Source organism: Streptomyces sp. NPDC091287 (assembly GCF_044768525.1).
In the GTDB taxonomy this organism is placed as follows: domain Bacteria; phylum Actinomycetota; class Actinomycetes; order Streptomycetales; family Streptomycetaceae; genus Streptomyces.
This window is the reverse complement of sequence record NZ_JBIVUV010000003.1, coordinates 436,076-460,709: the sequence shown is the minus strand read 5'-3', so window position 1 is coordinate 460,709 and position 24,634 is coordinate 436,076. Positions and strand designations below refer to the sequence as shown.

15 protein-coding genes are annotated in these 24,634 nt (G+C 72.6%); 9 read left to right on the top strand and 6 right to left on the bottom strand.

The window, feature by feature from the left end; all coding sequences use genetic code 11:
• From ACIQRW_RS06630 to ACIQRW_RS06615, 4 genes are all read right to left on the bottom strand, one after another.
• The coding region (locus ACIQRW_RS06630) for an acyltransferase domain-containing protein (RefSeq protein WP_403755308.1) at window positions 1-4,138 on the bottom strand (4,138 nt) is incomplete at its 3' end.
• Between the two features lie 136 nt (window positions 4,139-4,274).
• Complete coding sequence (locus ACIQRW_RS06625) at window positions 4,275-5,195, bottom strand: thioesterase II family protein (protein ID WP_403755305.1); 921 nt, start codon at window positions 5,193-5,195, stop codon at window positions 4,275-4,277.
• The gene (locus tag ACIQRW_RS06620; RefSeq protein WP_403755302.1) at window positions 5,192-5,428 is read right to left on the bottom strand and encodes an acyl carrier protein; all 237 of its coding nucleotides are present in this window, start codon (window positions 5,426-5,428) and stop codon (window positions 5,192-5,194) included. The genes ACIQRW_RS06625 and ACIQRW_RS06620 overlap by 4 nt, the downstream gene beginning before the upstream one ends.
• Window positions 5,425-7,317 (bottom strand): HAD-IIIC family phosphatase, encoded by a 1,893-nt coding sequence (locus ACIQRW_RS06615; RefSeq protein WP_403755299.1) that lies wholly within the window; start codon window positions 7,315-7,317, stop codon window positions 5,425-5,427. Before ACIQRW_RS06615 ends, ACIQRW_RS06620 begins: the two co-directional genes overlap by 4 nt.
• Before the next feature lie 462 nt (window positions 7,318-7,779).
• Between ACIQRW_RS06615 and ACIQRW_RS06610 the strand changes: the two genes are divergently transcribed.
• From ACIQRW_RS06610 to hflX, 8 genes are all read left to right on the top strand, one after another.
• A complete protein-coding gene (locus tag ACIQRW_RS06610) occupies window positions 7,780-7,926 on the top strand; it encodes a hypothetical protein (RefSeq protein ID WP_403755296.1) in 147 nt (48 codons plus the stop codon).
• Between the two features lie 130 nt (window positions 7,927-8,056).
• Window positions 8,057-11,323 (top strand): lantibiotic dehydratase, encoded by a 3,267-nt coding sequence (locus ACIQRW_RS06605; RefSeq protein WP_403755293.1) that lies wholly within the window; start codon window positions 8,057-8,059, stop codon window positions 11,321-11,323.
• Window positions 11,320-12,672, top strand: a complete 1,353-nt coding sequence (locus ACIQRW_RS06600; protein ID WP_403755290.1) for a lanthionine synthetase C family protein — start codon at window positions 11,320-11,322, stop codon at window positions 12,670-12,672. The genes ACIQRW_RS06605 and ACIQRW_RS06600 overlap by 4 nt, the downstream gene beginning before the upstream one ends.
• Window positions 12,673-13,103: 431 nt before the next feature.
• Window positions 13,104-13,556: a hypothetical protein gene (locus ACIQRW_RS06595; RefSeq protein WP_403755365.1), complete on the top strand. Its 453-nt coding sequence runs from the start codon at window positions 13,104-13,106 to the stop codon at window positions 13,554-13,556.
• A 136-nt stretch (window positions 13,557-13,692) separates the two neighbouring features.
• Entirely contained in the window at window positions 13,693-14,559 is an 867-nt protein-coding gene (gene dapF / locus ACIQRW_RS06590) for a diaminopimelate epimerase (protein WP_403755287.1), read from the top strand.
• A gap of 171 nt (window positions 14,560-14,730) precedes the next feature.
• Entirely contained in the window at window positions 14,731-16,899 is a 2,169-nt protein-coding gene (locus ACIQRW_RS06585; RefSeq protein WP_403755285.1) for a RelA/SpoT family protein, read from the top strand.
• A gap of 195 nt (window positions 16,900-17,094) precedes the next feature.
• The gene (locus ACIQRW_RS06580; protein ID WP_403755281.1) at window positions 17,095-18,540 is read left to right on the top strand and encodes a M1 family metallopeptidase; all 1,446 of its coding nucleotides are present in this window, start codon (window positions 17,095-17,097) and stop codon (window positions 18,538-18,540) included.
• Window positions 18,541-18,671: 131 nt separating this feature from the next.
• On the top strand, window positions 18,672-20,192 hold the full coding sequence (hflX, locus tag ACIQRW_RS06575) for a GTPase HflX (RefSeq protein ID WP_403755278.1): 1,521 nt from the start codon (window positions 18,672-18,674) through the stop codon (window positions 20,190-20,192).
• A 90-nt stretch (window positions 20,193-20,282) separates the two neighbouring features.
• On the opposite strand, the gene ACIQRW_RS06570 is transcribed toward hflX, so the two are convergent.
• Entirely contained in the window at window positions 20,283-21,455 is a 1,173-nt protein-coding gene (locus ACIQRW_RS06570; protein WP_403755275.1) for a trypsin-like serine peptidase, read from the bottom strand.
• A gap of 258 nt (window positions 21,456-21,713) precedes the next feature.
• The gene (locus tag ACIQRW_RS06565) at window positions 21,714-22,883 is read right to left on the bottom strand and encodes a trypsin-like serine peptidase (protein WP_403755272.1); all 1,170 of its coding nucleotides are present in this window, start codon (window positions 22,881-22,883) and stop codon (window positions 21,714-21,716) included.
• Window positions 22,884-23,238: 355 nt separating this feature from the next.
• On the opposite strand from ACIQRW_RS06565, the gene ACIQRW_RS06560 reads away from it, so the two are divergent.
• The gene (locus tag ACIQRW_RS06560) at window positions 23,239-24,633 is read left to right on the top strand and encodes a diaminobutyrate--2-oxoglutarate transaminase family protein (protein WP_403755269.1); all 1,395 of its coding nucleotides are present in this window, start codon (window positions 23,239-23,241) and stop codon (window positions 24,631-24,633) included.
• Window position 24,634 lies beyond the last annotated feature (1 nt).

The following is a 24,634-nucleotide window of genomic DNA, read 5'->3' as shown; positions in this document are numbered from 1 at the left end:
CGAGGGTGGTGAGGGTGGCGTCGGGGCCGAGTTCGAGGTAGCGGGTGGTGCCGTGGGTTTCGAGGTGGTGGATGCCGGGGTGGAAGCGGACTGTCCGGCGGATGTGGTGGGTCCAGTAGTCGGGGGTGGTGAGGTCGTCTGCGGTGGCGGGGAGTCCGGTGAGGTTGGAGATGAGGGGGATGGTCGGGGGGTGGAAGGTGAGGTGGGAGATGGCGTGGCGGAAGTCGTCGAGGATGTTGTCCATGTGTGCGGAGTGGAAGGCGTGGCTGACGGTGAGGCGGGTGGTTTTGCGGCCTTGGGCGGTGAAGTGCTGGGCGACGGCTTCGGCGGCGTCGGGGGTGCCGGAGATCACGGTGGCCTGGGGTCCGTTGACGGCGGCGATGCTCAGGTCGTCGCCGGTGGAGTCGAGTACTGCCCGGACTTCTTCCTCTGTGGCGCGTAGCGCGATCATGGTGCCGTCGGAGCGGGCGGTCTGCATGAGTCGGCCGCGGGTGGTGACGAGGGTTACGGCGTCGTCGAGGGTGAGGACTCCGGCGGCGTGGGCGGCGGCGATCTCGCCGATCGAGTGTCCGATCAGTGTGTCGGGGGTGAGGCCGTCGTGTTCCAGGGCCCGGTAGAGGGCGGTTTGCAGGGTGAAGAGGGCGGCTTGGGTGTACTCGGTGCGGTTGAGGAGTTCCGCGTCCTGCCCCCACATCACCTCGTGCAAAGGCCGGTCGAGGATCGCGTCGAAACGGTCGCACACCTCGCAGAACGCGGCGGCGAACACCGGGTGGCTCTCGTAGAGTTCGCGGCCCATGCCGAGTCGTTGGCTGCCCTGGCCGGTGAAGAGGAACGCGGTTTTGCCGGGGGTGGTGGTCGCGGTGGTCAGGCCGGGTGCTTCGGTGCCGTCGGCGAGTGCGGTGAGTGCGGTGAGGAGGGTGGTGCGGTCGGCGGGGTCGATGACGGCGCGGTGGTCGAAGCGGGTGCGGGCGGCCAGGGAGGCCGCGATCCGCTCGGGGGGTACGTCCGGGTGGCTCTGGGTGTAGGCGTGGAGTGAACGGGCCTGTTCGTGCAGGGCTTTCTCGCTCTTGGCCGACAACAGCCACGGCAGTGCCGGGAGTTCGCTGGTGCCGGGTGTGTGGTCGGCAGGGGCTTCCTCGATCACGACGTGCGCGTTCGTGCCGCTGATACCGAACGACGAGACACCCGCACGACGCGGCCGGCCCTGCGTGTGCCACGGGCGGTCCTCGGTCAGCAGCCGGACCGTGCCGTCCGACCAGTCGACGTGCTCCGTGGGCCGCTCGGCATGCAGGGTCATCGGCAGCCGGCCATGGCGCAGAGCCATGACCATCTTGATGACACCGCCGACCCCGGCCGCCGCCTGCGCGTGGCCGATGTTGGACTTCAACGACCCCAGCCACAGCGGGCGCTCGGCGTCGCGAGCATCGCCGTACGTGTTGAGCAGGGCCGTCGCCTCGATCGGGTCGCCGAGCCGGGTGCCCGTACCGTGCGCCTCCACGGCGTCGACGTCCGCGGGCGTCAGGTCCGCGTCCGCCAGGGCCTGGCGGATCACGGCCTCCTGGGAGGGGCCGTTGGGCGCGGTGAGACCGTTGCTCGCGCCGTCCTGGTTGATGGCCGAGCCCCGTACCACCGCGAGGACCGGGTGTCCGTTGCGCACCGCGTCGGAGAGCCGCTCCACGAGCAGCAGGCCCACGCCCTCGCTCCAGCCGGTCCCGTCGGCCCCGGCGGCGAACGCCTTGCAGCGGCCGTCCGGTGACAGACCCCGCTGCCGGCTGAACTCCACGAACATGCCGGGGCTTGCCATGACGGCCGCGCCGCCGGCCAGCGCCAGCGAGCACTCGCCCTGCCGCAGGGCCCGCGCGGCCAGGTGCAGGGCCACCAGGGACGAGGAGCAGGCCGTGTCCACGGTGATCGCAGGACCTTCGAGGCCCAGGGTGTAGGCGATCCGGCCGGAGGCGACGCTGCTCAGCTGGCCCGTCAGCAGGTAGCCGTCGACGCCTTCGGCGGCCTCGGCGAGCCGGGGACCGTACTCAAGCCCGTACGTGCCCGCGAAGACACCGGTGTCGCTGCCGCGCAGCGACGTCGGGTCGATGCCGGCCCGTTCGAAGGTCTCCCAGGCCGTTTCGAGCAGTAGCCGCTGCTGTGGGTCCATCGCCGTTGCCTCGCGCGGACCGATCCCGAAGAAACCGGCGTCGAACTCACCGGCCTCGTGCAGAAACCCGCCCCGTGCGGTGGACGACTTGCCGACGGCCTCCGGGTCGGGGTCGTACAGGTCCTCGTCCCAGCCTCGGTTGTCCGGGAACGGCCCGATCGCGTCCGTTTCCTCGATCACCAGGCGCCACAGGTCCTCGGGGGAGGCGACCCCGCCCGGGTAGCGGCAGGCCATGCCGATGATCGCGATCGGCTCGCCGGGATCGGCCGGTGCCCGCCTGGCGGGCACCGGCACCGCCGCCGTTTCGTAGAGCAGCGTGTGCAGATGCGTGGCGAGCGCTTCCGGGGTGGGGTGGTCGAAGGCGACGGCCACCGGCAGGGATACGCCCAGAGCCTGCGTCAGACGGTTGCGCAGTCCGACGGCGGTCGAGGACTCCAGACCGAGGTCGCGAAAGGTGTCGCCGGGTGCGCCGAGCGCACCGCCGGGGCCGGCCCCGAGTACTCCCGCGGTCTGTTCCCTCACGAACCGCACCAGGCGCGGACGACGTTCGTCGGGGGCCAGCGCGTCCAGTTCCGCCCGGAGTTCGGTGGCCGGACCCGCGGCCTCGGCCGCGTCGGCCGCGGTGTCGTACGCGGGCAGCTCCAGTCGCACCGGCTCGCCCACGTCCGCGTCGTCGTCCGCCTCGGCCGCACCGTTCGCCCGGGCCAGAACGACGGGGAGGCCGTGCGCCCACAGGTCGGTGAACGCCGCCGCGAGGGCCCGGTGGCTGTCCCGGCCACGTACCAGCGTCCCCGTGACGACGGTGTCCGCCGCCTGGCCGGTGTCCTCGACGATCTCCTCCATGGCCATCTTCAGCACCGGGTGCGGGCCCGCCTCCAGGAACGCCCCGTGGCCATCGGCGAGCAGTGCGCGCACCGCCGACTCGAAGAGCACCGGGCGGCGCAGCTGCCCTGCCCAGTACGGCCCGTCCAACTCCAGGGTGTCCAGCAGGGCGCCGCGCGCCGACGAGTAGAACGGAATCCGGGACGCGGTCGGGCGTACGAACCGCAGCCCGTCGCGGAGCCGGTCCATGATCGCGTCGACCTGGCCGACGTGGACGGGGAAGTCGGCCAGGATCCGCCGGGTCCGTATCCCTTCCGTCGCGAGGGCCGCCTCCAACTCGGCCAGCGCGTCCTCGTCACCCGACACGGTCACCGAACCCGGCCCGTTGACCGCGGCCAGACCCAGCCGGTCACCCCAGGGGGCCAGCCGTCCCCGCATCTCCTCGGCGGGCAGCAGCACCGCCACGATGCCACACCGGCCCGACAGCTCCTCGGTCAGCGCCTCGCCCCACACGGCCGCGATCCGCAGCGCCTCGGGCCGGGGCAGTGCCCCGCACGCGTGCGCGGCTGCCATCTCGCCGATGCTGTGCCCCACCACCGCGACCGGCTCGACCCCCCGGGAACGCCACTCGGCGGTGAGCGAGATCATCACGGCGACCAGCGCCGGCATCACCACTGCCGCGGACTCCAGCGCCGGCGCGCCCTCGGCGCCCCGCAGGACCTCGACCAGATCCCAGCCCACCAGCGGGCGCAGCTCCTCGGCGCAGGCCTCGACGCTTGCCCGGAAAACCTCGGACTCATCGAGCAGATCGACCGCCATCCCGTCCCAGTGCGCGCCGAAACCGGGGTAGACGAACACGGCTCCGGGTGCGCCACCCGCCTTTGGCACCCGCCCCTCGCGCAGCACCTCGGAGACGGCCTCCTCGATCCGTCCGGCCGCCAGCGCGCGGAGTCCCGCGAGCAGTTCGCCGCGGTCGCGACCGACCAGGACGGCACGGTGCGCGGCCGCACCGTCGGCGGCGGTCAGTGCGGCGCCGGCCGAAGCGGGCGACAGGCCGGGGAGGGCGGCGAGCAGCTCCGCGGCGGCGGCGGCGCGCGCACGCAGCGAGGCCGGTCCGGGCGCCGAGACCGGCCACAGTACGACGGGGTGGGGTGCAGCAGTCATCGTCTACCGTCTCCGAATTTCGGTTGCGCGGGATTCAGGTGCAACATCGCGCGGGACTCAGGTGCAACATCGCGCGGGATTCAGGTGGACCAGGGAGTGAGAGGGGGAGGAGAGCCACGAGCCGGGGCGCGGCCCCTCAGGACCGGACGGCGTGTTCGGCGCTGAGGAGCGAGAAGACCAGCCGGAGCGCGAGGGCGGACGCCGACCGGTGGAAGAAGTGCCCGCCGGGCACGGTGAACGCCCTGAAGTCCGCAGAGGTGTGGCCGGCCCAGCCCGCGGCGATCCGGGGTGGCACCAGCGGGTCGTTCGACCCGGCGAACACCCGGACCGGGACGGGCAGCGGTTCGACGTCGGCGCCCGGGACGCGGCTGTGCGCCACGCGCAGGTCGTCACGGAGCACGGAGACGGCGAGCCGCAGCCACTCCGGGTAGCGGAGCACCAGCTCGGGCAGCCCGTCCAGGCTGGTCATCCAGGCCGCCAGCTCCTCGTCCGTGAGCCGGTCCGGCGAGACGTCGCCAGGGGGAGTGTGCGGCGGGGCGCAGGCGCCGACCAGCAGTTGGCGCGGTGGTGTGCGGCCCTGGGCGATCCGGCGCCGGGCCAGCTCGTAGGCGACGATGCCGCCCATGCTGTGCCCGTAGAAGGCGTACGGCACGTCCATCAGCGGGGAGAGCGCCTCGTCCAGCTCGTCGACGAGCCGCGCGAAGTCGTGCAGCCGGGGTTCGCGTGCCCGGTGCTCGCGGCCGGGCAGCTGCACCGGCACGACGGAGATCGCGTTGCCCAGGCGGGGCTGCCAGCCGGAGAACGAGGAGGCCGCCCCGCCGGCGTGGTGGAAGCAGAACAGCCGCAACCGCGCAGTGGCGGGCTCGGCCTGCCGGGGCAGCAGATACGCCGAACGGACCCGGCCGGCATCGCTGTTGACCCGGCCGGCGCTCCCGGCGGCCGAGGCGGCGGGCAACGCCGTACGGCCCCCGGCCACCGGGGATTCCGCACGGTCGGCCGCCGGGTGGCCCGTGCGGGACTCGTCGGCCACTGAGGCCGGGCCCGGACCGCCGTTCACGACTCCACCGTCTGCGCCGTCAGCGCGTAGATGTCACCCAGGCTGGTCGACTCCAGCACCTGCGTCATCGGTATCCGCCGCCCGGTCTCCCGTTCGATCGCGGTGAGCAGCGTCAGCAGGTTCAGCGAATCCCAGCCGGGCAGTTCGTCGAAACTGGCGCCCACCGTCTCAGGTGTGAGGGACAGTCCGACCTCGCGGTGGACGAGGGACAGGAAATCGTCGAGATTCTTCACTGGTGCAGCCCTCCCAGGCTCAGGGTGAGCCGGATGTGCTCCGGCGGCGCGGGGATCTCCGCCAGGTCGTGGCGGTAGAGGGTGGGGGCGCCGTCGGCGCCTCCGTCGGCCAGGCCGAAGCCGTTGCCGGGGTAGAAGTCCTGGACCTTGCCGTTCTTGGCCGACGGCCGGTAGCCGGCCCGCACCGAGCGCAGGCCCTCGTCCCGGGCGTGGCTGAGGATCGCCGACAGGCAGGCTTGTTCGATGCCGCGGGCGAATACCCGGCAGCTGAGCAGGAAGTTGTCGATGACGAGCGTCTCGTCCTCGCGGTGGGCGAGGACGGCGCCGACGACTCCGTTGTCGCCGAACCGGTCGGCGGAGCGGATGGTGAGAACCAGGGAGCCCGGCGCGCCGGCCCGCTCGGCCACCTCGGACTGCTGGAGCCGCTCGGTGGTCATATTGAACTGGTTGGTACGCAAGGTCAGTTGAGACACCCGCGTCAGCTCCGCCGGGGAGGCGTCGGCGAACCGCACCTGGACGTCCAGCTCGCGCAGGTAGTCGTCGAGCGAGGAGAAACTGTGCAGGAAGTCCTTGCGGTCCAGCTCCTCCCGGTACCGCTCCGGGCGCTGCCGGTCGTCGGATGTGATGTCCCGTACGTCGAACCAGCCGTCCCGCAGCAGTTTCTCGACGTGCAGTGCCGGCTCGTCGTCCAGGGCCACCACGGCGACGTCCGGAAGCTCGCGGCTGACGAGCCCGCACTCGTACGGGCTGTCGTCGGCGAAGACGAAGCTGTCCACCCCGAGATTGAGCTCGGAGGCCAACGCGCGCAGATTGTCGTGCTTGGGACGCCAGTTGGCGATGACACGGACGAAGTCGTCCTCGCGCAGCGTCATGTCGGGGTGGGACCGCAGCACCTCGCGCACCGGGTCCAGGTCGTTCTTGCTGACCGCGGCGAGCAGCACCCCCTGCGAGGCGACCTGGCGGGCGGTCCGCTGGAACCGGCGGAACGCCTCGCCCCGGTAGGAGCCCGCGACCTCGATGCCCTCGATCCCGTCGTCGCCGAGGATCCCGCCCCAGACCGTGTTGTCCAGGTCGAGGACCAGGACCTTCTTCGCGCCGCCGGTGGACGCGCGGAGCAGGTGAGCCACCTCGCCCGCGTACGCCGCCTGCACCTCGGGTGAGAGCTCCGTGTGCGTGTAGACACCGAGCCGGTCGTCACGGAGCGGCAGCGCCGCGCCGAGCAGCGGGTCGAAGTCGAGCACGGTCAGGGAGGGGTGGGAGTCCATCAGCCGCAGCAGCCGCGCGTTGGCCTCCCGCCACACGGCGCCGAGCCTGGCCCGGTCGTGTACGCCGACCAGCTGCGCAGGCCATTCGCGGGGCAGCGGGAGAGTGTTGAACACCAGCGTGCCCCGCCCCGTGCCGTCGAAGGCCTTCGCCAGTCCGTCGAGCAGCGTCAGCTTCTCGTCGAACACCCGGTGCACGTCCTCCGGACGCCAGGGAACGGGGACCTCGTCGAAGACCAGGGAGGCGTCCAGGAGGCAGACGACCGCGTCGGGCCGCGCCGCGTACAGCTCGCTCGCGGCGTCCGACAGGTCGAAGACGTAGCCGTCGAAGTCGGAGACGTGCGGGCGCAGCAGCAGACCGTGTCGGGCCAGTTCGGCCGTGACCGGTGCGACGAGTCCGGATACGGTGCTGTGCCCGGTGAACGCCACCGACAGGACCGGCGTGTCCGGGTGTTCGGCCAGCACTGCGTCCGCGCCGAGACGGGCCAGCAGGTTTCCCGCCCAGCGCCTCTCGACCGCGTCACCCGCGCCGATCAGACCGCGTACCAGTGGGTATTCGGCGGCCACGCGGCCCTGCTCGTGCAGCGATCGCAGCGACTGCGGTTTCTCGTCCGTCTTCTCGACCATTCCCAGCTCTCCCCGTACGTCAGGTACGACGCGGCCATGCTTGGCGAGCGGTCTAAAGCGGCCCTAACAGCCGTCTAGGGCGTGTTCGAAAGTAGCGCCGTCCGCCCGGAGGGCGGGCTCGGCGGCGTCTGGTGCGCGCGACCGCAAGGCGGAGGGTCGCCCCGATACTGGATGTATCGGCGTGATCCCGACAACGCGGCGAGGAATGGGGTCTCCCCTGCTCGAGCGAAGCCGAGAGCTTGGGGAAGTGCCAGACGCCGCCGAGCAGGCGGGACTTTCGATACACGCCCAAGCTTGATCTTTAACCTGTGCGGCGGGTTCGTCGGGGACGGGCCGAGGCGGAGATTAGGAGCTCTTAAGCGGTGGTTTGGAGAGCTCGCCTAGATCTTCCTCCTGCACCACGGCGTGATCGGTGACCGGCCGAACCGGCCACCGCACGACCGCGACTCTTCGGAGGAACACATGGCAACCGCCCTCGCCGCAGAACTGGAGTTCGACCTCGACCTCGACCTGGAGGTCGTGGTCCAGGACTCGCCCGCGATGGAGGCCAAGTCCTTCACCGGCACCGGCACCTGTCTCTCCTGCCCGGTCACCTCCTGGCACTGCTGATCGGCCCGGAAGCCGACAGGGCTGACGAGCCCACCGGCTGACCGGGTGCCGGGCGGCGCGGCCCTCGCGGGCCGTGCCGCCCGGCACTCCCACGTCACCACTACGCACAGAACGGACCGGGGACGGACACATGACGGACAGAGACCTCTTCGACGCCGCCGATGTGGTGCTGCTGCGTGTGGCGGTCGGCCCCCTGCCTCCCGCGGCGCCCGGGACCGACTCGTCCGCAGAAGCGCCCGCGGCCCCACCCACCGCCCCTTCCGGCGGCTTCGCCTCCGAGGCCGCGACGCGGGCCGAGATCGGCCGGCTCGCCGCGGACCCCGCCTTCCTGACGGCCGTCCGACTGGCCAGCCCGAGCCTCGCCGACGAGGTCGAGAAGGTACGGTCGGGCGTCCCGCTCAAGCGCAAGCGCCTCACCCGGGCACTCGTCTCGCTGACCAAGTACCGGCTCCGCACGACGTACCGGCCCACCCCCTTCGGCCTCTTCGCGGGCGTGGCGCTCGCCGCGACGGGCCCCGCCCCCGTACGGCCGGGGGGCGGCGGGCACCGGACGCTGAGCCGCCCCGACGCGGCCTGGCTGTCCGGAGTCCTCACGGACCAGGTCGTCACCACGCCGGGACTGTGCGAACGCGCCGCACTGACCGCCAACCCGCTGCGTACCGTCCGGGACGGCCGCGTGGTCCTCGTCGATCACCACGACCCCACGGGGAATCAGCAGTTGGCGCACTCGGTCCGGCTCACCGCGGTCGTCGCGTACGTCCTGGAACGGGCCGCCGACCCGGTCGCCTGGCCCGAGCTTGTCCAGGCGCTGGCCGAGCGGTTCCCCCAGGCTCCCGCCGCGACCATTGAGCGGACCGTGCGGCAACTGGTGGGCAGTGGCTTCCTGGTGAGCGACCTCGTGCCACCGCCCGACCACACGGCCCCGCTCGACCACGTGCTGGAGCGACTGGTCGACACCGGCCATCCCGTGACCCACGCCCTCGCCGGCGTCCGCGCCGGTCTCACCGCCCTGGACGCCGCCCCACCGGCCGACCGGGGCCGGGAGCTCGCCGAGGTCACCGCCCGGATGCGGGAGCTGCGCGGGGCCGACGACGTGATCCAGACCGACCTGGGGCTCGACACGCGTCTCGTCCTGCCGGTCGAGGTCACCCGTGAGGCCGCGCGGGCCGCTTCCGCCCTGTGGCGGACGACGGTCGCCCGGCCGGGAATGCCGCATCTGCGCGCCTACCACCTGGCCTTCCTGGAGCGGTACGGCACGGGCCGTGCCGTACCGCTTCTCGAACTCCTCGACGACGCCCGGGGCCTCGGCCTCCCGGAGACCTACCGGGGGCCCGGCGGCGCGGGCGGCGCGTCGTCGCCCGAGCCGTCGGCGGCGGAGCGGCGCCGCGACCAGCGTCTCGGGGAGCTGATGCTCGGTGCCTCAGGACAGACGGGCGTCGGCGAGATCGTGCTCGACGAGAAGACGCTCGACGCCCTCGCGGCCACGGAAGCCGGGCCCGCCGCTTCCGGCGGGGCGGACCCGTCCGGCACCGTCCGTCCTCCCCGCCGGGTCCCGGGCTCCCTCGAACTGGGAGTCGAGATCGTCGCCGAAGGCTGGGACGAGCTGTGCGCGGGGGAGTTCCGTCTCGTCCTCGGCGCGAACCCCGGCTCGCCCCGGGCCGGTGCCACCTTCAGCCGTTTCGCTCCGGCCCTGGGCGGGGAAAGCGGTCCGCTCGCCTCGGTCGTCGCGCGCGCCGAGGAGTCGGCCGCGGCCGCCGTGCCCGGAGAGATCACGGCCGCGGTGGCCTACCGCCCCCGGGTGGCCCGCTCCGCGAACGTGGCCACCGTGCCGCAGTGGCTCCCGTACCGGATCCCGCTGGGCGTCCCGCGGGCCGCCCGTGACGATGTCACCGACCTGCGCCCCGAGGAACTCGCCGTCCACGCGGACCTGGACGGGCTGCGGGTCGTGCACACACCCACCGGCCGGCCGGTGCGGCCTGTCTCGCACTCGATGCTCAACCCCGCCAGCGGCCATCTCCCGTACGTGGCACGCTTCCTGCTCGACCTCGGATACGAGGGCCAGGACTGGTGCACCCCCTGGAACTGGGGCTCCTGGACCTCCGCGCCCGCCCTGCCCAGGGTCCGCCTGGGCCGCACGGTGCTGGCTCCGGCTCGCTGGCTCCCCGACACCGCGCTGCTGGAACGGGCCGCGGAGACCGACGGCGCCGACGTGGGCTGGCACGAAGCGGTCGCCGCATGGCGCCGGCGCCTGCGAGTGCCCCGGTATACGTTGCTCACCCGGGTGGACAACCGCGTGACGGTCGATCTCGACGATCCGCGTCACCTTCTGGTCCTGCACGACGAGGTGAAACGGCCCCAGCGGCTGGTGATCACCGAGTGGTACGGCGGCCCGGCCGGTGCCCGCTGGTTCACCGCCGCCGACGGCCCCCACGCCGCCGAACTGGTCGTTCCTCTCTTCGCCCGCCACCCGCGTCCGGCACCGGCCGTGGCCCCGAAACCGGCCGCCCCGGTCGACGCCCAGGAGCGAGTGCGGTGGGCGGCCATGCCCGGTGGCGAGTGGCTGTACGCCAAGCTCTACGTCCCCGACGCGCTCCAGCACCACGTTCTGGCACGGCACTTGGGGCGACTCGTCGACTCCGCCGCGGTGCGCGCGGCCGGTGTCGACAGCTGGTTCTTCCTGCGGTACGCCGACCCCGACCCCCATCTGCGCGTGCGCTTCCACGGGAAGCCGGAGGGCCTGTGGCCGGTGCTGCTGCCCGCCGTACGGGAGTGGGGCGAAGAGCTGCGGGACGCGGGGCTCACCGACCGGCTGGTGCTCGACACGTACGAGCCGGAGGTCGAGCGGTACGGAGGGCCCGCAGCCCTCCACCACGCCGAGCGGGTCTTCCGCGCCGACAGCGCCGTCGTCCTGGCCCGGCTCGCCCCGCGGACCGACCCTGAGCCGGAGCCGGTGACCCAGGCGGCGCTCGGGATCCTCGACCTCCTCACCGGGCTCGGCACACCGGAGGAGGCCCTCGCCTGGCTCGGGGACCCCGGGTTCCTCGTCCGGCGCTCCGAGGTGGCGCGGGCGACGAAGGAGGCGATCGCCGAACGGCTCGGGGGGAGTCTCGCGGGTGGTTCCGAGCCACCGGGCCTCGCCGCCGCCCTGGCCGCGCGCGGCGCCGCCCTGGCCGGCCTTCGAGAGGTCCTCACCGCTGAGGCCGCCGACCCCGCGGGCACGTCCGGCCCCACCGGACTCGCCGAGGCCGGGGACCGGCGGGCCCCGGTGGCGATGAGCCTCGCCCACATGCACTGCAACCGGCTCCTCGGCCCCCGCCGCGAGGAGGAGATCCTCGCCCATGTGACGGCCCGCGAAGGCCTCGCCCTCAGCCTCAGCAGGAAGAGGCACGGCCGATGAGCCTGGCCCACGCCCCCCGTACGGCGGCGCTGGACATCGCGTTCACCGTCGCGGAGCGGCTCCGTGACCCGGCGCGGGTGGCCCGGATCACGGCGGCCGCATGCGCCGAGGTGCCCGCCGAACTGATGCTGCCCGGCTGGCAGCCGGCGTCCGTGCTTCTCGGTCACCCCGGCGTGAGCCTGCTGCACACGGCCTGCGCACGCGACGACGAGCAGTGGTCCGCGGTGGCTCACGCCCATCTCGCCGCCGCGGTCGCCGCGGCCCCGCAGGCGGGGCCGTCCGCCGTCGGCAACCTCGTCCTGCCCGCGCTGCTGCGCGCCCAGGACACCGGAGGTTACGCCCGGCTGCTCGACCGGAGCGTCGGCGTGCTCGCCGGACACACCGGATCCAGGGTCGCCGCCCTGCGTGGCCGGCGCGCCGAGGGGCTCTCGTACCTGGACTACGACGTCGTCGCGGGTCTCACCGGCCAGGGCCGGGTCCTTCTCGCGGCGGCCGGACGGGGCGTCGGACGCGCGAGGGACGCGCTGACAGGCGTCCTCGCCCTGCTGGTCGAGCTCACCGAGCCACTGCGGGTCGACGGCGTGGACGTCCCCGGGTGGTGGTGCGCCCCGGACCGCTACGTCGTGCCCCAGGACCGGGCCGCCTACCCGCGCGGCGACTTCAACACGGGTGTCGCCCACGGCATCTGCGGCCCGCTCGCCCTGCTGTCCCTCGCGCACCTGGCAGGTCACCGGGTGCCCGGCATCCCGGACGCTGTCCGGCGGATCACCGACTGGCTGCGGGGACACGCGTACGACGACGGGCAGGGCGGCGTCTCGTGGCCCGGCCGGGTCGCGTTCGACGAGGAGACCGGCGTCGCGGCGGCCGGCGGGGACACCGGGACGCGGCCCGGCTGGTGCTACGGCACCGCCGGCATCGCCGGTGCCCTCCACCTGGCGGGCACGGCCCTGGCCGACGGGACGACGTCGAGGCAGGCCGTCACCGCCCTCTCGGCCGCGCTGCGCCGTCCGGTCGCCGAACTAGGCGGTGACGACCCGGGTTTCTGCCACGGCCTCGCGGGCGTCCTCCACGCCGGGGTCCGGCTGGCGGCACGCACGGGCGACGAGGAACTGTGGCGGGGCGCCGACCGCCTGGCGACAGCGCTCATCTCGCTGTACGACCCCGAATCCGCCTTCGGATACCGGCAGTTGGTCCGTGGGCCCGCTGGTCCGGTGCGCTGTGAGAGCCCCGCGCTCATCGACGGCGCCGCAGGTGTGGCCCTCGCACTCCTCACCTATGCGAAAACCCGCGGCCAAGGCCCCACGGGCTCGTCGGTCCCGCTCTGGGACGCGGTCCTCCTGACCTCGTGAACCACCGGCTCACTCGCACGTGCGGCCTCACGCACGGGAACGCCGTGTGGTCCGGGCCCGGTGACCGGGCCTGGTCACGCGGCGGAGACGGAGCGTGCAGAGGTGCGGGCAGCTTGAGGGCCGGCGACGCGCGCAGGGTACGAAGAAGCCGCCCCTACCCTGCGCAAGCTTGTTCGACTCGATCGGGATGATTCCTTCTGCGGACTGGTCGCGACCGCCAAATCCGGCCCTGACCTGGAGCTATTGCTGACCTCTTGCTGACTCGCCGACCAGCGGCAAACGCCTGACCTGCATAAACCCCAAAGCGGGGCTATAACAGCCTGATCACGTGATGGCATCGGGAAGCCCCGCCCGTCAATTCGGCACCCGTGATCGTGCCATCATCGAGCATCGATCCACCAGTGGAGTCCGAGTTGGGAGGGCGCGTGGCGATGGAGGCCGGCCCTCGCGACACGGAGCAGCGCGGCACGGAGCACGACGTGCCGTCATCGCGGGAGACCGCGGGACGGCTGAGTCCTGACGGGCCCGACGAGCAGGACGTGACCCCCGAGGTCGAGGTCGAGCTGCGTCCCACCCGCAAGCTGCGGATCTGGCAGCTCGCCCCCATCGTCGTCCTGGCCGCGGTCGGCTCGCTGATGTTCGCCTTCCCCCTCGCCTTCGAGTTCGGCGACGGCGGTGCCATCGTCGCCATGCTGGGGCTCCTGATCAGCTGCTGCGCGGCCGGCTGGGGCATGATGGCCGCCCGCCGCGTCGGTCACACCTGGCCGGGACTGCCCTCCCGCGGTTCCGGCGACCGCCCGGACTGGCGGGTGATCGCGCTGTACGTGGCGACCGGCGCCGCCCTGGTCGCCCTCGCCGTCTGGCGCGTGGCGCGGCTGCGCTGACGGCCGGACGCGGGCGCTGCACCCGGGCCCGCCCGCGCGGCTCACGGGCCCGGGCGCAGGGGTCCTGGGCCGGTCGTGGACCCGGCCGCCGGGTCCGCTCGTGCGGGTTGTCGGCGCCGCCTCGTACAGTTGACCTGTGAGCACCTCGCAGATCGCCTTCCTCAAGGGTCACGGCACCGAGAACGACTTCGTGATCGTCCCGGACCCGGACAACGCCCTCACGCTGCCCGCCGCCGTCGTCGCGCGGCTCTGCGACCGCCGGGCCGGCATCGGCGGGGACGGCCTGCTGCACGTCGTGCGGTCCGCCGCACACCCCGAGGCGCGCTCCATGGCGGACGCGGCCGAGTGGTTCATGGACTACCGCAACGCGGACGGTTCGATCGCCGAGATGTGCGGCAACGGCGTGCGCGTCTTCGCCCACTACCTCCAGCGCGCCGGCCTCGTCGAGGAGGGCGACCTCACCGTCGCCACCCGGGGCGGCCCCAAGCGCGTGCACCTCGCGAAGAACGGCGACATCACGGTCTCCATGGGACGCGCCCTGCTGCCCGAGGAGACCGTCACGGTCAGCGTCGGCGACCGCAGCTGGCCCGCCCGCAACGTCAACATGGGCAATCCGCACGCGGTCGCCTTCGTCGACGACCTCGACCACGCCGGCGACCTGTTCACCGCCCCGCCCGTCAGCCCCGGGGCCGTCTACCCCGACGGCGTCAACGTCGAGTTCGTCGTCGACCGGGGCCCGCGCCACGTCGGCATGCGCGTCCACGAGCGCGGCTCCGGCGAGACCCGCTCCTGCGGCACCGGCGCCTGCGCGGTGGCCGTCGCCACCGCCCGCCGGGACGGCTCCGACCCCGCGACGACCGGCCTCCCCGCCACCTACCGGGTGGACCTCCCCGGCGGCACCCTCGTCATCACCGAGCACCCCGACGGCGGGATCGACATGACCGGACCCGCGGTGATCGTCGCCGAGGGCGTCATCGACCCGATCTGGCTCGAAACCTCCTGAGGAATGGCTCGCTCGAAACGATGACCGGCCCGAGCTTCGCTCGAATGGGTGATCCGTTTCACGCTGGGCGAGAGCTGGACTGCGCCACGTGGTGGGGTCGATAGCATCAAGCACCGGCCCCGAGGGGCATCCGCTCCTCCCCAGCGCCGGTCGACGTCGCCGGAGGTGCCCATGAGTGCAGAGGCCGCCGATCCGGGCGCTCCCCTTCGCAGGCGGAGCCGCCCCCGGATCGATCTGCGCAGACTGGGCCGGGTGGCACTGCGCGGCCCGGTCTCCCGCGACCGGCTGCCCGACGCCATCGGACATGTCGCCGAGGCGCACCGCGCCCACCACCCCGACGCCGACCTGACCATCCTGCGCCGGGCCTACGTCCTCGCTGAGTCCTCGCACCGCGGCCAGATGCGCAAGAGCGGCGAGCCGTACATCACGCATCCGCTGGCCGTCACCCTGATCCTCGCCGAGCTCGGCGCCGAGACCACCACCCTCACCGCCTCCCTGCTCCACGACACCGTCGAGGACACGGAAGTGACGCTCGACCAGGTACGCGAGCAGTTCGGCGACGAGGTCTGCTATCTCGTCGACGGCGTGACGAAGCTGGAGAAGGTCGACTACGGTGCCGCCGCCGAACCGGAGACCTTCCGCAAGATGCTCGTCGCCACCGGCAATGATGTCCGGGTCATGTCGATCAAGCTCGCGGACCGGCTGCACAACATGCGCACCCTCGGTGTGATGCGCCCCGAGAAGCAGGCCAGGATCGCCAAGGTCACCCGGGACGTCCTCATCCCGCTCGCCGAACGGCTCGGCGTGCAGGCGCTCAAGACCGAGCTGGAGGACCTGGTCTTCGCGATCCTGCACCCCGAGGAGTACGAGCACACCCGCGCCCTGATCGCCGCCGCGGCAGGCCCGGACGCCCCCCTCGACACCATCGCCGACAACGTACGGGGCACCCTGCGCGACGCGGGCATCAGTGCCGAAGTCCTCATCAGGCCCCGCCACTTCGTCTCGGTGAACCGGGTCCGCAGGAAACGCGGCGAACTGCGCGGCACCGACTTCGGCCGGCTGCTCGTCCTCGTCACCGAGGACGCCGACTGCTACGCCGTCCTCGGTGAACTGCACACCTGCTTCACCCCGGTGATCTCCGAGTTCAAGGACTTCATCGCCGCCCCCAAGTTCAACCTGTACCAGTCGCTGCACACCGCGGTCGTCGGCCCCGGGGGCGCCGTCGCCGAAGTCCTCATCCGCACGCACCGGATGCACAAGGTCGCCGAGGCGGGGGTCGTCGCGCTGGGCAACCCGTACGCCCAGGACCACGCCGCCACCCCGCAGAGCGAGCCGCCCGACGAGCGCGCCGACCCGACCCGGCCCGGCTGGCTCTCCCGGCTGCTGGACTGGCAGGAGTCCGCCACCGACCCCGACACCTTCTGGACCACCCTCCGCGCCGACCTCGCCCAGGACCGCGAGATCACCGTGTTCCGCACCGACGGAGGCACCCTCGGGCTGCCCGCCGGGGCCAGCTGCGTCGACGCCGCCTACGCGCAGTACGGCGACCGGGCGCACACCTCCATCGGAGCCCGGGTCAACGGCCGCCTCGCCACCCTGAGCACCGTCCTCAGCGACGGCGACACCGTGCAGCTGCTGCTCGCCCAGGACACCGCATCCGGCCCCTCGCCCGACTGGCTCGACCACGCGCGCACCCCCACCGCCCGGATCGCGATCACCGGCTGGCTCACCGACCACCCCGACGAGGCGAAGCCCACCCCCTCGACAATGACGTCCGTGGACGCGGGCGGACCCGGCCCGGCCGAGCCCGCCGCCCCGGAGCGCGACGCCCAGCCCACCGCGCCGGCGCGCACCCGGTCCGGCCCCCGCGCCACCGGCGTCGTCGTCGACGGGCCGGACGCGCCGGTGCGCCTCGCCGGCTGCTGTACGCCGGTGCCCCCCGACGAGCTGACCGGCTTCGTCGTCCGCGGTGGCACCGTCACCGTGCACCGCCGCGCGTGCCCCGCCGTGGCCGCCATGCAGGAGATCGGCCGCGCCCCGGTCGGGGCCCGCTGGACCGACGTGGAGGGCCGGGAGTCCGACGCGGGCTGCCGGGTCACCCTGGTCGCCGAGTCCTTCGGCCGCCCCCGGCTCCTCGCCGACCTCACCGAGGCCATCGCCACCGCCGAGGCGGCGATCGTCTCCGCCACCGTGGAACCGCCCAGCGAGCAGCGCGTCCGCCACACCTACACCCTCCAGCTCCCCGACGCCGCGGGCCTTCCCGCCCTGATGCGCGCCATGCGCGAGGTCCCCGGGGTCTACGACGTCAGCCGCGCCCAGCACCCGGCCCCCGCCGGCTGAGCTGCCCGGAACCCTCACAGGCGGCCCCGGCCGGCTGAGCCGCCCCACGGGAGCGGCGCGCATCGGAAGCGGCCCGGCCCGAAGCGGCGCGTACCGGCCGGCCGAACCGCTCCTCCCACACGTGGGTCGTTCTCGTTCGAGTGGTGCGGCGCGCGGCTCCCCGGCCGGGCGGCGATGCGCTGATAGCGGTAGTCCATGCCGCTCCTCACCCGCCGCCTGCGCGCCGCCCTGCTGGCGACCGCCTCGGCCACCCTCGTCGCCGCCGCCCTGCCCGCCCCCGAACCCCTGGGCATCGGCGACCGGCTCTTCCCCGAGCTGGGCAACCCCGGATACGACGTCCTCGCGTACGACATCGCCTTCACGTACCACGGCCGCAACACCGAGCCCCTGGACGCGGTCACGAAGATCAGGGCACGCACCACCGCCCCGCTGGACCGGATCAACCTCGACTTCGCCCGGGGCGCCGTCCACGGGGTCGAGGTCAACGGACTGGCCGCCGACTTCGGCAGCAGCCGCGAGGACCTCGTCGTCCAGGCCCCCCGCCGCCTCCCCGCGGGCGTACAGCTGAACATCACCGTCCGGCACACCAGCGACCCGAGCGGATCCGGGGACGACGGCGGCTGGGTCCGTACCGCCGACGGCCTCGCCATGGCCAACCAGGCCGACGCCGCCCACCGCGTCTTCCCCGGCAACGACCACCCCTCCGACAAGGCGTACTTCACCTTCCGGATCACCGCCCCCGAGAAGCTGACGGCGGTCGCGGCCGGCCTGCCCGCCGGAAAGACCCGGCGCGGGGCCACGACCACCTGGACCTACCGCACCGAGCACCCCATGGCGACCGAGCTGGCCCAGGTCTCCATCGGCAGCTCCGCCGTGCTGCACCGCACCGGCCCGCACGGACTGCCGGTGCGCGACGTCGTCCCGGCCGCCGACCGGAAGAAGCTGGAGCCCTGGTTGAAGAAGACCCCGGCTCAGCTTGAGTGGATGGAGAAGCAGGTCGGCCGCTATCCCTTCGAGACGTACGGGGTGCTCATCGCCGACAGCCCCATCGGCTTCGCCCTGGAGACCCAGACGCTGTCCCTGTTCGGGAAGTCCTTCTTCACCGAGCCCGGCTACCCGGAGTGGTACGTCGACTCGGTGATGATCCACGAGCTGGCCCACCAGTGGTTCGGCGACAGCGTCTCGCCCGCGAGCTGGTCCGACCTGTGGCTCAACGAAGGACACGCCAGTTGGTACGAGGCCCGGTACGCCGAGGAGAACGGCGGCGGGACCCTGGAGCGGCGGATGCGCGAGGCGTACAGGCTCTCCGACGGCTGGCGCGCGGACGGCGGCCCTCCGGCACATCCGGACGGCCCGGCCCCGGGGCAGAAGCTCAGCCTGTTCCGGCCGGTCATGTACGACGGCAGCGCGCTGGTCCTCTACGCCCTGCGCCAGGAGATCGGCGAGGCCGCCTTCGACCGGCTGGAGCGCACCTGGGTCAGGGTGCACCGGGACTCCACGGCGACCACCGCGGACTTCACCCGGCTGGCGTCCGGTATCGCGGGACGGGATCTGTCCGCCTTCTTCGACGGCTGGCTGTACGGCGAGAAGACCCCTCCGATGCCGGGCCACCCCGACTGGAGCAGCGCGAAACCCGCGTGACGGGCCCGGTGGGGCCGTGCCACTATCGACGCGTCGGCGCGGCGGACCGTACCGGAGTTCCCGGCAGGGAATCATCCGGGAAGATCACACGTTGTGACTGACGTAAAGACTTCTATCGACGTAAGGATCCAATGACCTCCTCTTCTTCCCTTCCCCAGGACGCGCAGAACGCGCAGAGCGCCACGGAGAACACCACCGAGAGCCTCACCGAGAGCCTTCGGGCCGACGCCCTGATGGAAGAGGACGTCGCCTGGAGCCAGGAGATCGACGGAGCGCGGGACGGCGATCAGCTGGACCGCTCCGAGCGTGCCGCGCTGCGACGCGTGGCCGGTCTCTCCACGGAGCTCGAGGACGTCACCGAGGTCGAGTACCGCCAGCTGCGCCTGGAGCGCGTGGTGCTGGTGGGCGTCTGGACCTCGGGGACGGTGCGCGACGCGGAGATCTCCCTCGCGGAGCTCGCCGCACTCGCCGAGACGGCGGGCGCCCAGGTGCTGGACGCGGTGTACCAGCGGCGCGACAAGCCGGACCCGGCCACCTACATCGGCTCGGGCAAGGCGCTGGAGCTGCGGGACATGGTGCTCGAATCCGGTGCCGACACCGTCGTCTGCGACGGTGAGCTGAGCCCCGGCCAGCTGATCCACCTGGAAGACGTCGTCAAGGTGAAGGTGGTCGACCGGACCGCCCTGATCCTCGACATCTTCGCCCAGCACGCCAAGTCCCGTGAGGGCAAGGCGCAGGTGTCGCTGGCCCAGATGCAGTACATGCTGCCGCGACTGCGCGGCTGGGGTCAGTCGCTCTCCCGTCAGATGGGCGGCGGTGGTTCCAGCGGCGGTGGCGGCATGGCCACCCGTGGTCCCGGTGAGACCAAGATCGAGACGGACCGGCGACGGATCCGCGAGAAGATGGCGAAGATGCGCCGGGAGATCGCGGAGATGAAGACCGGCCGCGAGATCAAGCGGCAGGAGCGCAAACGCAACAAGGTGCCCTCCGTCGCCATCGCCGGATACACCAACGCTGGCAAGTCCTCGCTGCTCAACCGCCTGACCGGGGCCGGTGTCCTGGTGGAGAACTCCCTGTTCGCCACCCTGGACCCGACCGTCCGCCGGGCCGAGACGCCGAGCGGCCGCATCTACACCCTGGCCGACACCGTCGGGTTCGTCCGGCATCTGCCGCACCACCTGGTCGAGGCGTTCCGCTCCACCATGGAGGAGGTCGGCGAGTCCGACCTCATCCTCCACGTGGTGGACGGCTCCCACCCGGTGCCGGAGGAGCAGCTCGCCGCGGTGCGCGAGGTGATCCGGGACGTCGGCGCGGTGGACGTACGCGAGATCGTCGTGATCAACAAGGCGGACGCGGCGGACCCCCTGGTCCTCCAGCGGCTGCTGCGCAACGAGAAGCACGCCATCGCGGTCTCGGCCAGGACCGGCGCCGGAATCGACGAGCTGCTCGCGCTCATCGACGCCGAGCTGCCCCGGCCGTCCGTCGAGATCGAGGTGCTCGTGCCGTACATCCAGGGGGCTCTGGTCTCCCGGGTGCACGCCGAGGGCGAGGTGCTCTCCGAGGAGCACACCGCCGAGGGCACCCTGCTCAAGGCCCAGGTCCACGAGGAGCTGGCCGCGGAGCTCGGGACCTTCGTCCCCGCCGCGCACTGACGTCCGCGGAACCGCACGACAGCCGAAGGCCCGGCCCCCTCTCTTCCGGGAGAGGGGGCCGGGCCTTCGGCGTACGGTCGGCGGTCGGGGTTACCGGCCGGCGAACCTGTCGCTCATCATCGTGAAGGTGCGCCGGGCGTCGTCATCGAGCCGGGGGCCGGCCAGCCAGCCCGAAGTGACCGGGCCGATCGAGGTGTTGGACACCAGCGTCGACTTCCCGTCCGGTCCGGCGACGAACCAGCCGCCGCCGGAGGAACCGCCGGTCATCGTGCAGCCGATCCGGTACATGGTCGGGGTCCCCGGGGCGATCGAGAGCCGGCCGGGCCGGTCGACGCACTGGTGCATCAGCAGACCGTCGTACGGCGGACCGGCCGGGTAGCCCCAGGCACCCATGCCGCTGATCTGCTGGATCTCCGGAGCGTCGAAGGAGACCGGCAGCGCGTTGCCCACCGTCTCCTCCAGGGACTTCGTACCGTTCTCGGGCTTCACGTGCAGGATCGCGTAGTCGTACGGCGCGCCCGCTCCGCCCGTCGGGCCGCCGCCGGAGATCCATGCGCCGGAGGACGCGGCCCAGTCGGCCCAGTAGGTGCCGTAGGGTGCGATCTCCTGCGGCTGCGCGGTCCGCAGCTGCGCCGCGTTCTTGCCCTGGTCGTTGTACGAGGGAACGAAGACGATGTTGCGGTACCAGCCGCCACCCGCGCCCGCGTGCACGCAGTGTCCGGCGGTCCACACGAGGTTGGACTTCCCGGGGTTCTTCGGGTCCTTCACGACCGTGCCCGAACAGACCATGGAGCCCTCGGGGGAGTCGAAGAAGACCTTGCCGACCGGGGCGGCGTGCCGGTGGTACGGCGTCTTCTCCGGCTTGGCACGCACCGGCGCGGGCTCCGGATCGCTGACGTCCTGCCCGGCGGTGAGATCACCGGCCGCCATCGTCTTGGCGGGCTCGTCGGCCGCGGCCATCCGGTCCGGCTGCCACAGGCCGTCGATGACCGGGTTGACGAAGTCCTCGGCCTTGCGGAGCCACTTGTCCTTGTCCCAGTTCTTCCACTCCCCGTCCTTCCACTTCTCCGGGTCCACCCCGTGCTTCTCCAGGGCGTCGCCCAGATCACCGGGAAGTCCGGCGGCGGGGTCCTTCTCCGCCGCCGGATCGCTTGCCGACGGCTTGGCGGCGGCGGCGTCCTCGTCCGGCCCGCAGGCCGTGGCCGTCAGTGTGAGCGCCGCGACGAGGCCGGTCGCGGCCAGCAGCGGACGTATCGATCGCATGGAAGAGATCCCCCTGAAAACCTGAGTCGTGCGGTTGTGCGCCGACGCGGACGTGCGGTTGAACGCGGAGCGGTCGTGCGGTCGTACGCGCGCGCGGTCGTGCATTCTGTCATGCGCTTGTCATGCTTGATTCCGGGGCCCGCCGCGGATCGACCGCGGCCCCCGGCCGGCTACTGCCGTACCGGGGGCCGCGGACGATATCCGTGATCCCGTGCTTCTGTGATCCCGTGCGGCGGGTTCGTCGCCGAAAGCCGGGACCTACTGGCCCGCGTACTTCTCGCTCACCGCGCGGTAGATGCCCTCGGCCTCCTTGCCGAGCCGGGGCCCTGCCAGCCAGCCCGCGGTGACCGGGCCGATCGAGGTGTTCGAGACCAGGGCGGGCTTGCCGTCCTGCCCGGCCGCGACCCAGCCGCCGCCGGAGGAACCGCCGGTCATCGTGCAGCCGACGCGGTACATCGTGGGCTGGTCCTGGAAGACGGAGAGCCGACCCGGCTTGTCCTTGCACTGGAGCAGCTTCTGACCGTCGAACGGCGGCGCTGCCGGGTAACCCGTGGCCGTCATGGCGTCGATCTCCGGCACCGCGGGAGCGTTGAACTCGACCGGCAGCGCCGAACCGACCGTCTCCTCCAGCGACTTGCCGCCCGCGCCCTTCTCCGGCGTCACGTGCAGCACCGCGAAGTCGTACGGGGCGCCCTGACCGCCGACGGCCGCGCCCTGGGCGATCCACTGCTCGGAGGTCTGGGCCCACTGGCCCCACCACACACCGTAGGGAGCGATCTTCTCCTTGGGTGCGGTCTCCAGCTCGGCCAGCGACAGGCCGTCGTTGTTGTACGCCGGGACGAAGGCGATGTTGCGGTACCAACCGCCCTTCTTGCCCGCGTGCACACAGTGCCCGGCGGTCCACACCATGTTGGACTTGCCGGGGTTCGCCGGGTCCTTCACCACGGTCGCGGAACAGACCATCGAGCCCTGCGGGCCGTCGAAGAGCAGCTTCCCGGACTCCGGGGCGTTGTCGTGGTACGGCGTCGCGACTCCGGCGGCCTGGACCGGAGCCGGCGTCGGGTCCGTCACGCCGTCGTCGCCCGAGATGTCGTCGTCGACCGGGTTCTCCGGGGGCTTGTCGGCCTCCCGCATCCGGTCCGGATCCCACAGACCGTCGATGATCGGGTTGACGAAGTCCTTGGCCTCACGCAGCCACTTGTCCTTGTCCCAGTTCTTCCACTCCCCGTCCCGCCACTTGTCGGGGTCGATCCCGTGCTCCTTGAGACGGTTCTTGAGGTCGTCCGGGATGGCGACCTTGCCGTCGGACGACTGGTCGGCCGAGGCGCTGGGCGTACCGCCCGCGTTGTCCTCCTCCGGACCGCACGCCGTGGCGGTGAGAGCCAGTACGGCGGCGACGGCGGTCGCGGCGAGCGCGGTGGAGGGCATGCGCCGTGCGCGCCTCCCGCGCCGTGCGGTATCGGTCGGGCGAATGGGTCGCATCTCGTGATCCCCCTGGGACTTCGTCACTCGGTACTCGTGCTGCATTGCGGACACTTCGGGCGTCGGAGCAGGTGCTTCCGCGCCGTTGTGCGGCCCCCACTATGCCGGTGCCGATGGTGACGGTATGCGGCAGGTCCGCGGTTCCGTCGCCGCGAGGCTGTTCCGATTTACCCGTGATCCATCGCGGACGGCGTCGTTGGTACGTACGGGGGACACCAGGACAGCGTTCACGCCCTCGGTGCGTCCACGCGAAAACGTACCGACGTGCAACGCAACTGTTACCGCAGGAGGATCAAGAGCCGTGTCCGTGACCGAACCCGCACCGGTGGCGCCGCCCTCCGCACACGAGGGCATCCTCCGTCGCCAGACCCTGCGCGAATCGGCGGCCCGCACCTACGCGCGGTCCCTGCCGATCGTCCCGGTGCGCGCCCGCGGACTCACCATCGAGGGCGCGGACGGACGGCGCTACCTCGACTGTCTGTCGGGCGCCGGCACGCTGGCCCTCGGGCACAACCACCCCGTCGTGCTCGAAGCCATCCGGAAGGTCATCGACTCCGGCGCGCCCCTGCACGTGCTGGACCTCGCCACCCCGGTCAAGGACGCCTTCACCACCGAGCTGTTCGCCACCCTGCCGCGGGAGTTCGCCGACAACGCCCGCATCCAGTTCTGCGGACCCGCCGGTACGGACGCGGTCGAGGCCGCGTTCAAACTGGTCCGCCACGCGACCGGGCGCACCGGCCTGCTCACCTTCACCGGCGCCTACCACGGCATGACCGCCGGGGCCCTGGAGGCATCCGGCGGCGCCACCGACGTACGGGTGACCCGGCTGCCCTTCCCGCAGGACTACCGCTGTCCGTTCGGGACCGGCGGCGCGCGCGGCGCCGCGCTCGCCGCCCGCTGGACCGAACACCTGCTGGACGACCGCAAGGGCGGGGTCCCGGCCCCCGCGGGAATGATCGTGGAGCCGGTCCAGGGCGAGGGCGGCGTCAACCCCGCCCCCGACGCCTGGCTGCGCCGCATGCGCCGGATCACCGAGGACCGCTCCATCCCCCTCATCGCCGACGAGGTGCAGACCGGGGTCGGCAGGACCGGCGCCTTCTGGGCCGTCGAGCACAGCGGCGTCGTCCCCGACGTCATGGTCCTCTCCAAGGCGATCGGTGGTTCGCTGCCCCTCGCCGTGATCGTCTACCGCGCTGAACTGGATCTTTGGCAGCCCGGTGCTCACGCGGGTACGTTTCGTGGGAACCAGCTCGCCATGGCGGCGGGCGCGGCCACGCTCGCGTACGTCAGGGAGAACCAACTGGCGGAGCGCGCTGCGGTCCTGGGGGCCCGGATGCTCGCCCGTCTGAGGGAGCTGCGGGCACATCACCCGGGAATCGGTGACGTACGGGGGCGTGGACTGATGATCGGCATGGAGCTGGTGGATCCCGAGCGCGCCCCCCTGCCCGCCGAGGCAGGCGACGACCACCCCGCCCCACCGCCCGACCCGGCGCTCGCCCTCGCCGTCCAGCAGGAATGTCTGCGGCGCGGCCTCATCGTCGAACTGGGCGGCCGCCACGACGCAGTGGTCCGCCTCCTGCCGCCCCTCACCCTCACCGACGAGCAGGCGAGTGCCGTCGTCGACCGTCTCGCCGACGCGCTGGCAGCCGCGACACGCTCCCCGCACCGTCGGACCACCGCCGGGCCGACCACCTGAA

Excerpts from the sequence above, each read along its gene's own strand:
- ACIQRW_RS06615 (WP_403755299.1), bottom strand. The coding sequence starts at position 7,317 with ATGGTCGAGAAGACGGACGAGAAACCGCAGTCGCTGCGATCGCTGCAC.
- ACIQRW_RS06610 (WP_403755296.1), top strand. The coding sequence starts at position 7,780 with ATGGCAACCGCCCTCGCCGCAGAACTGGAGTTCGACCTCGACCTCGAC.
- ACIQRW_RS06605 (WP_403755293.1), top strand. The coding sequence starts at position 8,057 with ATGACGGACAGAGACCTCTTCGACGCCGCCGATGTGGTGCTGCTGCGT.
- ACIQRW_RS06600 (WP_403755290.1), top strand. The coding sequence starts at position 11,320 with ATGAGCCTGGCCCACGCCCCCCGTACGGCGGCGCTGGACATCGCGTTC.
- ACIQRW_RS06595 (WP_403755365.1), top strand. The coding sequence starts at position 13,104 with ATGGAGGCCGGCCCTCGCGACACGGAGCAGCGCGGCACGGAGCACGAC.
- ACIQRW_RS06585 (WP_403755285.1), top strand. The coding sequence starts at position 14,731 with ATGAGTGCAGAGGCCGCCGATCCGGGCGCTCCCCTTCGCAGGCGGAGC.
- ACIQRW_RS06580 (WP_403755281.1), top strand. The coding sequence starts at position 17,095 with ATGCCGCTCCTCACCCGCCGCCTGCGCGCCGCCCTGCTGGCGACCGCC.
- hflX (WP_403755278.1), top strand. The coding sequence starts at position 18,672 with ATGACCTCCTCTTCTTCCCTTCCCCAGGACGCGCAGAACGCGCAGAGC.
- ACIQRW_RS06570 (WP_403755275.1), bottom strand. The coding sequence starts at position 21,455 with ATGCGATCGATACGTCCGCTGCTGGCCGCGACCGGCCTCGTCGCGGCG.
- ACIQRW_RS06565 (WP_403755272.1), bottom strand. The coding sequence starts at position 22,883 with ATGCCCTCCACCGCGCTCGCCGCGACCGCCGTCGCCGCCGTACTGGCT.